The organism is Priestia sp. BR_2, assembly GCF_041954005.1.
Classification (GTDB): Bacteria; Bacillota; Bacilli; order Paenibacillales; family Paenibacillaceae; genus Paenibacillus_AQ; species Paenibacillus_AQ lautus_A.
On record NZ_JAVFHM010000193.1, the window covers coordinates 213,906 to 224,878 of the forward strand.

Sequence of the window (10,973 nt, forward strand, 5' to 3'; positions counted from 1 at the left end):
GCTATATCTCCTAAAAGTTTTGTGGGCGTTACTTCTTGAATCGACTTCGTACAAAACTCACTTCGGAAGCATGAGCGCTCCTTCATGATCAATTCCAGCTATAGACCATCTCTTTATACCCAACATCCCACAGGGTTACATTTCCCTCTATGGTTATCGTAAGCTCATTGGCCTGAGGGAGATAAATGGAGCTCATATCCGGCTCATGACGACCGGCTTCTACAGATACAGTCAGGAACTCATGTCCATCGGCGGTAATCCTAATGCTGCCCCGGGAATCCTCCTGATCGGGAATTCCATAATTCAAGAAGAGGTACACCTCCTTCTTATTGCCTAGCGTGTACCTGTACGTTTCCTTGTTTTTGCCTTCGATGCTGTACACATTATATTGGGGTTCCACTTCTTGACCGCCAATCTCAAAACTGGCCGTTTTGGGTCCTGTTGTTGGATTCCCCGTACGATCCCTTAAATCGTTTATCGCCACAAAGGGTCCCAAATCTTTGGTGAACGCTTGGTCAACCATTCCGAAGATCCCCCATACCCCGAGCATCAAGACAATGCCGGAAAAACCCGCAGCAGCAATATTTCTCCAGTAGTTTTTTGTACGAAAGCCAAGTTTGTACGCCCCGAATCCGATGGCTGCGCCCGTTGAATTCTGTATGACGTCGTTCATGTCGAAGCTGCCGAGGAAAGTAAGCGCCTGAATCGTCTCCAGCATAAGAATGGACAGGACGAACAAAGTCATGAAGCGAACAAAGTTGGTTCGATATAACAACGGAATCAAAATGCCAAAAGGAATGAAAGCGACGACGTTCCCGAAACCCACAAAATCCATCAACGTCGGATGTAGAAGGTCGGATAGACCTGGCAGCCTAAAAAAATCGTCCGGTAAAAAAATAAAGGTGTACCCCATGATTGGATCTGCCTTACCTACTCTGCCGAAAGCGAAAAACAAAAAATAAAGAATAAACAGGGTGTAAAATATCGTGATAGCAAAAATAATCTTACGCTGTTGCTTCGATTGCATTGTCTTACCTCCATCGTTCTTCTGATGAAAATCATTTTATCTGTCTAAAATGACTTTTCAGTGACGATGGAGGTGACAATTCAGTCACTTAGAGGAGTGCTGCTAAATCACCTGCTTATAAAATTTAATCCGAAACTGCGTACCCTTCTCGCTGTCGCTCGTCACATCGATCACGCCGTTCTGGCTGGCAATGATGCTCTGGGCCATCGCAAGGCCTATGCCGATGCTCCCTTCGCTAGCATTCTTTCCTTTGTAGAAACGTTTGAAAATATACGGCAACTCTTCTTTCGGAATGCCTTTTCCGTTGTCGGCAATGACGATTTCCGTGTATAACGCGTTTTCGGAAAATGAGATGGCGATCGCACCGCCTTCAGGCGTATGCTCCACTCCGTTTTTCAAAATATTGATAACCGCTTCGGCAGTCCAATTGAAATCGCCGACAAAAGAGACATCGTCATCCCCCGCAATGGAAACCGTCTGTCCCTTAATATCCATCGGAATCATTACCGGCTCTAATGCCTTTTGGATAAGGTTTTTCATGGGTATTCGATCTTTTTTGAATGGGATGGTCTTCGCGTCCATTTTCGATAGCTTTAATAAAGAAGAAACAAGCCAGTCGATCCGTTCAAGCTGGATGCGAATATGGTGGGTGAACTCCGTTCTTTTGACCGGAGGCAGGTCGGGGGCGCTTAGCAGATCCGCCATGACGGTCATGGAGGTGAGCGGCGTTTTGAGCTGATGCGAAATATCGGAGATGGCATCCGTCAATTGAAGTTTGTCCCGCTGCAATAGCGACCGGTGTTCCGACAGCATGCGCGTCACTTTGTAAATATCATTCTTTAGGATGCTAAGCTCGCCTTCTGTATTATCCCGTACGTCAAGGGTATCATTGCCGCTGCTAATCTCCCGCAAATAGACGGACAGCTTTTCAATTTCCCGGTATCTCCATTTCGTAAATAACAAGCTGCCGCCAATGAGCAAAATCGATAGAAAGAAAACGAGCACCGCGGCGGCAGGAGAGATCATAAGAGCTGCAACAATCGCCGCAAGGCTGATTGAACCCATAACGAACAATAACATCTTAATTTCCCGATTGCGCAGCATCTAATCACCAACCTTATATCCCAGTCCGCGCACGGTTTTGATCAATGTCGGATGTCCAGGATCATCTTCCAGCTTTTCCCGCAGTCTTTTGATATAAACGGTTAACGTATTGTCGTTCACGAAATCGCCGGCCACATCCCAAATTTGCTCTAATAGCTGATTTCTTGAGAGAACCTGCCCGATATGGTTGCCAAAGATGAGCAATAAGCGATATTCCAAAGCGGTCAACGCTATCTCGGCACCGTTCTTGAACACTTTCCCTTCCAGCGTATTGATGCGGATATCATCGATATCCATGATGCTGTTAACTTGGGACGGCTTTTGGTATCTCCGCAAGACGGACTTGATCCGCGAAAGAAGTTCGCGAACCCGAAAAGGTTTGGTAATATAATCATCGGCTCCCATATCAAGCCCCATCACGACATTAACCTCATCATCGATCACGGTTAAGAAGATGACCGGAATGTCACGCCGCTCCTTCACCATCTTGCACAATTCATAGCCGCTTCCGTCCGGAAGCTGCAAATCGAACAGACATAAAGCGAACTGATCGATGTCTTCGGCGAGCACCTGTTTTGCAGATGCGACATCATGGCAAATAACGGTGGAATAGCGCTCTTGCTGCAGCGAATATTCCAGGCCGGACGCAATCGTTTTATCATCTTCCACTAACAAGAATTTCATATCCAAAAAGATCATCCTAACGTTATGATTAAATTTATGACCCCATCTTCATTCTGATAGTTTACCAACGCATCAGGAAAAATAAAAGCCGTTGCCACAATGAAACGGCAGCCGATCATTTGACCAGCTGCCTCAATATGATGCTTCAACATCAACTACGGATAGGCAAATCTCGAATCTCAAGCTTTCGTTGCTGTTGTCCATACAATACAGCCAACGCAGCGGCAATCGCCATAAAGATGGCGCTGGATGCCACGCCGAATGGCAAGCCGTATTGTTCGACGATCAAACCTCCTACGATGGGACCGATGATCTGTCCAGAGGCAAAAAAACCAGTGGCTATGCTGAGGCTTGGCGCATACGCGTGGTGAGGGACATGACGACGAAGAAGCGCGGTTGTCATCAGCGGAGGGGTAATAAAGGAAACCAACCCAATCGTGGTGGCTCCAAGTACAGTAAAGAACATATTATCAGTGATTACCCCACACGCACCGATCGTACCTAAGGTTAATCCCGACGCCAGCGTATACCCGCTCGGCCATCGGTCAATGGCTTTGCCTCCGATCCATCCGTTAAACAAACCCGCGAATCCGATACCGGACCATATCAGCCCGGCATAGAGGGATGGAATGCCTTGGTTCACCAGATAGGGAATCAAATACGTGAAATAGATGATGTATCCCCAACCGAAGAAGAAATAAGAAGCGATTAGGAACAAGAGCTTATTGGGGTTCAACAGGAGACGATACACATGATTGCTTTCTTGGTCCCATGGCTTCGATTCGGACGGCGCCGGTATTTTTACGACTCCCCTCTCTCTGGTAACAACGAACTCGAAGCCGAGCGCGGCAATTACACCGAATACGCCCATGATTACCCAAGCATAACGCCATCCCTGCAGGTGTGAAGGATCAATGATAAAGGGGGCGAACAAACCCGTCACTAGTATGCCGGCAGAACCCCCCAGCCATATAAGACCCGATGCAACGCCTCGTTCCGCCGGTCGAACGGCATCCATGGCAATGGACAGAACTAACACGGTCGCGAAGGCAGATAACAATCCGATGGCGAACCGCCAAAGCCCAAGCTGGGTAAAATGGTCACTAAATGCCGAGCCGATCAAAGTTAATCCGAGCAATAAGCACGTCATCCGATTCATGATATGCTTGTGGTCTGGAAACCGCGAGATCAATGGGGAAAGACACAACGTCCCGATTAAATAACCGATAAAGTTGACGGTGCCGAGTATACCCAACTGTCCATAGCTCCCCCCGATGACCCTCTGGATCCCGGGCAAAAACATGCCGTAGGAGAGCCGGGAAAAACCGAGTATCACGACAAATAATAACGATGCCCATAGCGTAATCCAATTCCATGCCGATTTAGTACTCATATCCCCCATCTTCCCCCAAAATAATAAGACGAACCATGAACCGCTACCCTTCCTGCATTACAATCTCGGCTTCGATGCCCATCTGTTCGCACAGCTTGTGAATCCGGCGCATGTCCTGTGTGCTGGTGATCCATTCGCAGCCCAAGGCTGATGCCTCGTGAGCCGCCCATTGCAGGATATAGACTATAGCATCCGCATGAGCTTCCTTCGTAGCGAAGTCCTCCAGTATCAGCGTGCCGCCCCGGATCGAAGCACGCACGTATGCCCAGTGCTGTCCGGCAAAGCTGCGTGCGACCAAACGCGTTTCACCATCCGACGGAGACTGTATGGAGAGCGCTTGCAGCCATTTGCCGAAAGCTCCTGACCCCGTCGGAGCTTTCGGGTTCCCCCATTCAAGTGAATCGGCAGCCAGCTTCCGCAATTCATCCTCGTCAGCGACGCTCTTCCACTGCTCACTTTGGTAAGAGTTCGGGAGAGTCGGTTTGAAGCGGACTTGCCAGCTGCGTTCGCCTGCCCTGATGCCATTGGCACGAAGGAGATCGGATACGGTGATCATATCAAGACCTTTGGCATGAGCATGGTGTACAAGCGATTTTACGGCCTGCGGCGTTTCTTTGGCGATTTCATTGGCATGGAACATCAAAATCGTCCCATTATCCAGCTTAGGTATCACCCGTTCCACAAGCTGCGCGCTTGGCGGTCCCGACCAGTCGACGGTATCCTCCCCCTCGATGACCAGATAGTTCCACTCCCGAAGCCATTCCAAATTTTCTTCCCGATAAGAGGCGTAAGGAAACCGCATGAAAGTCGGAACCGGCCTTCCCGTTGCTTCTTGATAAGCAAGCTCAGCCCATTTCAACTCTTCCAAGAATACGGCTTTGGTCACATCTGCCATTCTGCGGTGATGGTAGGTATGCGTGGTAAGCTCATGGCCCCTGGCTATCATTTCTCTTGCTTTCGCCGGATACCGATCAAACCACTCGCCCGTTAAAAAAAACGTCCCGCACGCGCCTCCCTGCTCCAAAGCATCCAGCCATGCGTCAACAGGAACCCGCATCGGTCCGTCATCAAACGTAAAGGCACAGTGAGAAAGCGCCGGATTGCCGCGAGTAATGACCAAATTAGACATCGTAAATCCCCCTTCTGTAATATCTTTTCACCAGAATACCGGTGAACCTATTGTAAAATTCCAGAAATGTTTTGTAAAATTGAATTATATGAACGAATGATTCAGATATCTTAAACAAAGGTGATGGAAATGATGGATCTTCGAGCTTTAAAGACCTTTGAGGCTTGCGTGCGTCTTGGACATTTTTTGAAAGCCGCCGAGGAACTCCAATATGCTCCTTCTACGGTAACCCTTCAGATTCAGCGTCTCGAAGCTGATCTTGGCGTTTCTTTGTTCGTGCGCGACGGAAAACGCGTGATTGTGACCGAAGCCGGCCGATGGCTCTATCATGAGGCCTCGGCTTTACTGAAATCGATCGGAGCCATGAGGCAGACCGTCTCGGATATTGCAACGGGAGATAACGGCTCAGTGCGTTTTTCCTCTATCGAGCCTGTCGCAAGCCAGCAGCTAGCGGCCGTGATAGCCCGCTTTTGCAAAACTAGACCGAAAGTGCAGTTAACCATGGAAGTAAGCGGCAGCAGATCCATTGCGGAGAGGGTTCGGGCCGGCGAACTCGATTTTGGTGTTTGCTCGGCTCCACCTTCGAAGCTCATGCTGGAGTTTGAGCCGCTGTTTGAAGAAAGATTAGGCGTCATGTTAAACATGAATCACCCATTAGCCGATCGAGATAGCATCACGGCAAGCGACCTCGCGGGGCATACCATTCTAGTCAAAGAACCGACTTGTATCTATCGGGAGCTTTGGGAAACGGCGATTGATGAGGCTGGGGATAACCTGTTCTCTTGTATGGAGGTTGGAAGCTTCTTTGTGATTCAACAAATGGTAAAGGCCGAGCTCGGCATCGGGATTGTTCCGATATACAGCGGTCTGGAACAGGAGGGCTCCTTGGTCATACGACCTATAACCGATTTGAATCCTGTCATTACGATAGGCATCGCTTATAAAGACAAAAACGTCCTAGGCAAGGCAGCTTTATTGTTAATGGAGGCCATTCGGAGCATCCGCGAACCCAAGCCTGCTCTCTAAAATTCGACAGGACCTGTATGGAAAATGACGATGAGTTAACTCCCATGAAAAATTTCGGCGGTAAAGCCGTGCTGTTCATGCCCTTCTTGTTCAGGGCTGCAGCGTGCGCGGAAAGTTCGAAATCGTCCTCATTTGCGTAAAATAAAAAAAGCCGCAACTGTGCGACTTTTAAGCATATATGTTGTATCGGTCCACGGCCATACCCCAGGACTACCCGTTCTGGCCGGATACCTTCGCCCAGAGTTCCAGCTCGTTCGTGCAGATAAGCAAGGAAGGATACTGGGCTGCCAATTTCATGTCGCTTTCTTGATTAACTGTCCATGAGATGAGCTGAATGCCTTCTTCTGCACAGCGATGGATGAAAGGCTCCGTAATATGTCGATGTTCGATCGACATGTAGCCGCAATGGATCTCTTTGGCAAATGGAAAAAATGCCGGCGAAGCCCCAATGTTGATCAGGCCAAGGCCGATTGTATCGTCAAGCTGTCTTACTCTTTCGAGGGAATAGTGGTCGAAAGATGTGATGAAGACCTGCCCCTGCATTCCTTTTTTCTTGACCATATCGAGCACAAGCTGTTCCATCCCCGGGTATAGATCGCCCATCTGCTTCAATTCAATATCAATGATGATCCGGTCCTTTAATAAATCGAGCGCTTCTTCGAAGGTTGGAATGCGCTCCGTCCCGTCAATCGTCAGCTGCTTCAGTTCGGCCAGCGTCAAGTCCTTCACTCGCCCCGCTCCGTTGTCAGTCATACGGTCGACAGAAGTATCATGGATGACCACCGGAACGCCATCCTTGCTTAATTGAACATCTAGCTCCAGGTGAGTGAAATTCAAATCGCAAGCTGCTTGAAAAGATATTAACGTATTTTCAGGGTATTTACTTGGATACCCCCGGTGCGCCATGCCTTTAATATGTTTTTTCATGCCATCCTCTCCTTTGCCCCTTTGCTTCGGGGAAGCAAATCCAGCGCTTCCAGCACTTCGATCATACCGTTGCTCATCGCCATTTTCGCGGCCGCAAATGAAAAAGCCTCAAGCCAGCAGCAACGGATGAATGTTGGCAATCGCGACTAACGGGCCCTTAACGATCTTATCACCTGTATATTACAGTGAGCGGCGCTATTGCACAATGCGTTTCTTCCAACTCTTGCATTCAGATCGTCAATAACACACTTCGCTTGTTCCCTGCGCTCAAAATACTCAGTAGCTGATTGTCGGACATCACATGCAAGAAGCATGCGCACTTGCTGAATCCGACAAACTGTGATATTTTAATTTCCAAGTAAACAATATGGAGTGTGAGACCGGAACTATGGATTACCCTGATCGCATCAAGTCAATCATTTATGAACAGCTGCTTCACTTCTCTCATTTGCATGAACAGCGAATGGAACTGGAACTTAAAGAAATCCAAGAGATGGTCCAGCTTCATCAACTGAAAGGCGTACCTGGAAATTTATCGACCATCCATGTCCTGGATTGCATCGGCCAACATGAACCGATCAATCATTCCGCGATTGCCGAAAAATTAAATTTGTCGAAGGCGAGCATTACCAAAATCAGCAAGAAGCTGCTTGCGCTTGACCTTATTCATCGGACCCAGCTTAACGACAATCGCAAAGAAGTCTATTTTCGTCTAACGCCCCAAGGTAAGCAGTTGTTCGAATTGCATCGGACTATGCACGAAGCAGAGGAGCAGCGCTTTATGCGATTTTTGGACGATTTCTCCGAAAGCGAGCTGCAGACGCTGTTGAAGTTTTTTCAAGGAATGGCCCGGTATATCAGCGAGAGATAAGTAAATTTTTTTAGTATTTTTGTTTACCGGTAAACTATATTATATAAGGAGGAATCAAATTGAATATTCCCCAAACGATAAGAGAACGCAGAACCATCCGGAAATTCAACACAACGCCGGTACCTCCCGAACTGGTCGTATCCTTGTTGAACGATGCGGTCAACCTGTACGAAGACAAAGGTACGCCCCGCTGGCGCTGTCTTATCGCTGGCACGCCGGAGTCCCGTCAAAGATTGGTGGAGAGCATGATGACCAAGATGAAGGAAAACCGATTCGTTAAGCTCATGCCCCCAAAAATGATTGATTTTTTCATTAAACGAGTAACGGAAATTCCCGCTCACCTGATTTTCATCGCGGAATCGGCCTCCGATCGGCGGCAGAGCGACGAAAACTTCGCTGCAGTTTGCAGTGTGATGCAAAATTTTCAGCTGCTTGGCTGGGAACGTGGATTGGGCGCGCTGTGGGACACGGACCCCATGTTTCAAAGCGAGTCATTTCTTGCGGAAATCGGTTTGCAGGAAGGTGAAAGGTTTGCCGGGATTTTGCACATTGGATATTTCGATAAAGCGCCGAGAGCCCGAAGAAGAACGCCGGCCGAGCAGAAATGGACCGCCGTCGGCGAAGGCCGAGAAGCGGATGGGCTTCGGTCGGAACGCGGCGGGATTTCAGCGCAAAGCATTCTGGAAGTGCTGGATGACGCTGTCTGGGCCCCGAATGACGGACTAAGAGAACCGTGGCGCTTCATCTATGTGACGGGCAGCGAAGCGGCCGCAAAGCTCTCGAATTCGGAAGGATATACATCATCGGCTTTTCTCTTGATTATAGCAGAGCATGAAGAGGATCCCCACAAGCAGGAGGAGGATTATGCGGCGATTTGCTGTTTGATCCAGAACGTACAACTATTGGTAAAATCCAGGCCGTGGAACGCACGCCGATCGATACCGGAATGGATTTATGACCAGGATCAGTGCAAAGCGTTCGGCATTCAGCCGGAGGATCGGGTTGTAGCGGTGCTGGAGCTCGGAGAAAAGGATCGATCGTTGCAATCGGTATCGTCTCCTCCCCCGCTCCTTAACCTGACGCATCTATGATGATATAAGCGGGGTGGACCTCCCCAGATCGCTTGATGTGAAGTCCACCCCGTCGTATTTGTGCAATAACCCCGTTCAGATAGCCGTGATTTCGCCCTGTTCTTAAGATAAGCGGTTCTTCGGTGGCCGTAGCGCCCACGAGACGATATTTAGTGCCGCATAAGAAAGCGGTAGGATAAGATTAAACCCGTAATCCCCATGGTCGTTAGCAAATGCATGAGATAATGCCGCACCCGTCATTAAAAAGAAGATGCCGGCGTGAACCCATTCTTTAAGTCGAGGTAAACCTGGCACGAGGAGAGCGATGGCACCAAGCACTTTCCAAATTCCGAGAATGGTCAATACATATAGTGGATAGCCCAGATTCGTCACCAATTCGAGGTTTCCCCCAAATTGCATCAACTGTCCGATGCCGCTTAACATAATAGCTGCTGCAAGCAGTCCTGTGACTGACCAATAAGCAACCGTTTTCCCTAGAGGGCGGGTATTTATTTTCATGCTTGTTTCTACACCGATCACCTTATTCATTGGTTTCCACCTCTTCATAATAATCTCTCTTGATCACAAAAAACGAGCCTCGAATCGTTCCTGCAAGTTTCGACTTCTGCCTAGCGAACTTGAACTTCCCTTCTAACTCTTCGGGCACCTCCATCCCCTCCGAAAGCTTAAAACCAACGGCTCTCTTCTTAGGATCATCCACGGTATACATTACGTTTAACCCGAGACCATTCTCGTAAAAAACATAGGCAAATTGAATGTTTTCCACTTGAAAACGTGACGTTTCCAATGGTTTGGCCGCAAACTCAAGATCACGCTCTTCTTTCAATATTCGGTTCACATAATCCAGGGTCTCCTGGCTCTCGCTAGCCGGTACAACCGTAAATGCATGCTTATACTTGTTCATAAAGTAACGGGCTTCATTCGCTCGTAAACCAGCAAGCGCTTCTGCTACGGGCGAAGACTCTAAACCAGTTGAAGATACATGTTTAAAATCAACGATATTGGACAAGATCATCCCTCCTAATAGTTTTGCAAGCTTTCCTTCTACTATAGGCAAAGCTCGCTCGAAAGCATTCGCGGCTATTTATTTCCGAACAACAGGAATCCACATTTCGCCTAATATTTGGCCGTTTCGCTGTCCCATATCCACCATGGCATTCGGCCCGCCGACATAAGCGAAATTCTTGGCTTCCGGCAATACTTGACCAAAGGCGATACCAGCAAGCAATTGACTCAGCTCATCAGCCGACTGCCCCTCCCCTTTTACAACGAGGTAATCCCCTTTAGGAAATTGGATAACGCGGGTTGCTTCGGGCACCGATTCCTCTGTCATGACGCCGGCGTAGAACATCATCTTGTTGTTAACCGCTTCGTTTACGGCAAAAATGTAGTCATTTGCGGCGATGCCCTTTAATGTGTCCAACCTTCCGTCTTGCTTCACGGCTTCCCAAAAGTCGGCCTTCTCCTTGTTAATGCCCGCATAGTCGGTGTAGTCGCTCTGAAGCTCAGTTCCAATTCCTAAAACGATAAAACTGTCTTTTTCCTCAAGGATGTAATTTGTCATTTTCAATCCCTTCCTTTTCTGTGAATATTCATTTCGTTCGATGGGTTAATCATAACTTTTAATCATGTCAAAAAATGATACTGTTTAGAGGGCTTATGAAAAAAGTTAAAACGTATGAATTCCATCACTTGGTTTCTTATCCTCAACTCGGGTCAAG

At 48.3% G+C, this 10,973-nt stretch carries 12 protein-coding genes; 3 read left to right on the forward strand and 9 right to left on the reverse strand.

Annotated elements, in window-relative coordinates:
* Positions 1-88: 88 nt before the first annotated feature.
* The 5 genes from RB298_RS14295 to RB298_RS14315 form a co-directional block, all read right to left on the reverse strand.
* Entirely contained in the window at positions 89-1,027 is a 939-nt protein-coding gene (locus tag RB298_RS14295) for a VanZ family protein (protein ID WP_486047416.1), read from the reverse strand.
* 102 nt (positions 1,028-1,129) lie between these two features.
* Positions 1,130-2,131 (reverse strand): sensor histidine kinase, encoded by a 1,002-nt coding sequence (locus tag RB298_RS14300; protein ID WP_192571719.1) that lies wholly within the window; start codon positions 2,129-2,131, stop codon positions 1,130-1,132.
* On the reverse strand, positions 2,132-2,815 hold the full coding sequence (locus RB298_RS14305) for a response regulator transcription factor (RefSeq protein WP_015735612.1): 684 nt from the start codon (positions 2,813-2,815) through the stop codon (positions 2,132-2,134).
* Between the two features lie 151 nt (positions 2,816-2,966).
* Entirely contained in the window at positions 2,967-4,208 is a 1,242-nt protein-coding gene (locus RB298_RS14310; RefSeq protein WP_486047417.1) for a YbfB/YjiJ family MFS transporter, read from the reverse strand.
* A 43-nt stretch (positions 4,209-4,251) separates the two neighbouring features.
* Complete coding sequence (locus tag RB298_RS14315; RefSeq protein WP_486047418.1) at positions 4,252-5,337, reverse strand: polysaccharide deacetylase family protein; 1,086 nt, start codon at positions 5,335-5,337, stop codon at positions 4,252-4,254.
* A gap of 129 nt (positions 5,338-5,466) precedes the next feature.
* Between RB298_RS14315 and RB298_RS14320 the strand changes: the two genes are divergently transcribed.
* A complete protein-coding gene (locus tag RB298_RS14320; protein WP_486047419.1) occupies positions 5,467-6,363 on the forward strand; it encodes a LysR family transcriptional regulator in 897 nt (298 codons plus the stop codon).
* 210 nt (positions 6,364-6,573) lie between these two features.
* Here the strand turns inward: RB298_RS14320 and RB298_RS14325 are convergent, their stop codons facing one another.
* Positions 6,574-7,290: a glycerophosphodiester phosphodiesterase gene (locus RB298_RS14325; protein WP_486047420.1), complete on the reverse strand. Its 717-nt coding sequence runs from the start codon at positions 7,288-7,290 to the stop codon at positions 6,574-6,576.
* A 388-nt stretch (positions 7,291-7,678) separates the two neighbouring features.
* Here RB298_RS14325 and RB298_RS14330 point away from each other — a divergent pair, with 388 nt between their 5' ends.
* Positions 7,679-8,161, forward strand: a complete 483-nt coding sequence (locus RB298_RS14330) for a MarR family transcriptional regulator (protein WP_096773931.1) — start codon at positions 7,679-7,681, stop codon at positions 8,159-8,161.
* 59 nt (positions 8,162-8,220) lie between these two features.
* Complete coding sequence (locus RB298_RS14335; RefSeq protein ID WP_375119973.1) at positions 8,221-9,252, forward strand: nitroreductase family protein; 1,032 nt, start codon at positions 8,221-8,223, stop codon at positions 9,250-9,252.
* A 102-nt stretch (positions 9,253-9,354) separates the two neighbouring features.
* On the opposite strand, the gene RB298_RS14340 is transcribed toward RB298_RS14335, so the two are convergent.
* From RB298_RS14340 to RB298_RS14350, 3 genes are all read right to left on the reverse strand, one after another.
* Complete coding sequence (locus RB298_RS14340) at positions 9,355-9,780, reverse strand: DoxX family protein (protein WP_096773933.1); 426 nt, start codon at positions 9,778-9,780, stop codon at positions 9,355-9,357.
* Positions 9,773-10,261, reverse strand: a complete 489-nt coding sequence (locus tag RB298_RS14345; RefSeq protein WP_096773934.1) for a phage tail protein — start codon at positions 10,259-10,261, stop codon at positions 9,773-9,775. The genes RB298_RS14340 and RB298_RS14345 overlap by 8 nt, the downstream gene beginning before the upstream one ends.
* Positions 10,262-10,336: 75 nt before the next feature.
* On the reverse strand, positions 10,337-10,816 hold the full coding sequence (locus tag RB298_RS14350) for a GyrI-like domain-containing protein (protein WP_096773935.1): 480 nt from the start codon (positions 10,814-10,816) through the stop codon (positions 10,337-10,339).
* Positions 10,817-10,973 lie beyond the last annotated feature (157 nt).

What these genes read in the sequence shown, in the direction of transcription:
- RB298_RS14320 (WP_486047419.1), top strand. Translation starts at nt 5,467, where the DNA reads ATGATGGATCTTCGAGCTTTAAAGACCTTTGAGGCTTGCGTGCGTCTT.
- RB298_RS14325 (WP_486047420.1), bottom strand. Translation starts at nt 7,290, where the DNA reads ATGAAAAAACATATTAAAGGCATGGCGCACCGGGGGTATCCAAGTAAA.
- RB298_RS14310 (WP_486047417.1), bottom strand. Translation starts at nt 4,208, where the DNA reads ATGAGTACTAAATCGGCATGGAATTGGATTACGCTATGGGCATCGTTA.
- RB298_RS14315 (WP_486047418.1), bottom strand. Translation starts at nt 5,337, where the DNA reads ATGTCTAATTTGGTCATTACTCGCGGCAATCCGGCGCTTTCTCACTGT.
- RB298_RS14295 (WP_486047416.1), bottom strand. Translation starts at nt 1,027, where the DNA reads ATGCAATCGAAGCAACAGCGTAAGATTATTTTTGCTATCACGATATTT.
- RB298_RS14350 (WP_096773935.1), bottom strand. Translation starts at nt 10,816, where the DNA reads ATGACAAATTACATCCTTGAGGAAAAAGACAGTTTTATCGTTTTAGGA.
- RB298_RS14305 (WP_015735612.1), bottom strand. Translation starts at nt 2,815, where the DNA reads ATGAAATTCTTGTTAGTGGAAGATGATAAAACGATTGCGTCCGGCCTG.
- RB298_RS14340 (WP_096773933.1), bottom strand. Translation starts at nt 9,780, where the DNA reads ATGAATAAGGTGATCGGTGTAGAAACAAGCATGAAAATAAATACCCGC.
- RB298_RS14300 (WP_192571719.1), bottom strand. Translation starts at nt 2,131, where the DNA reads ATGCTGCGCAATCGGGAAATTAAGATGTTATTGTTCGTTATGGGTTCA.
- RB298_RS14330 (WP_096773931.1), top strand. Translation starts at nt 7,679, where the DNA reads ATGGATTACCCTGATCGCATCAAGTCAATCATTTATGAACAGCTGCTT.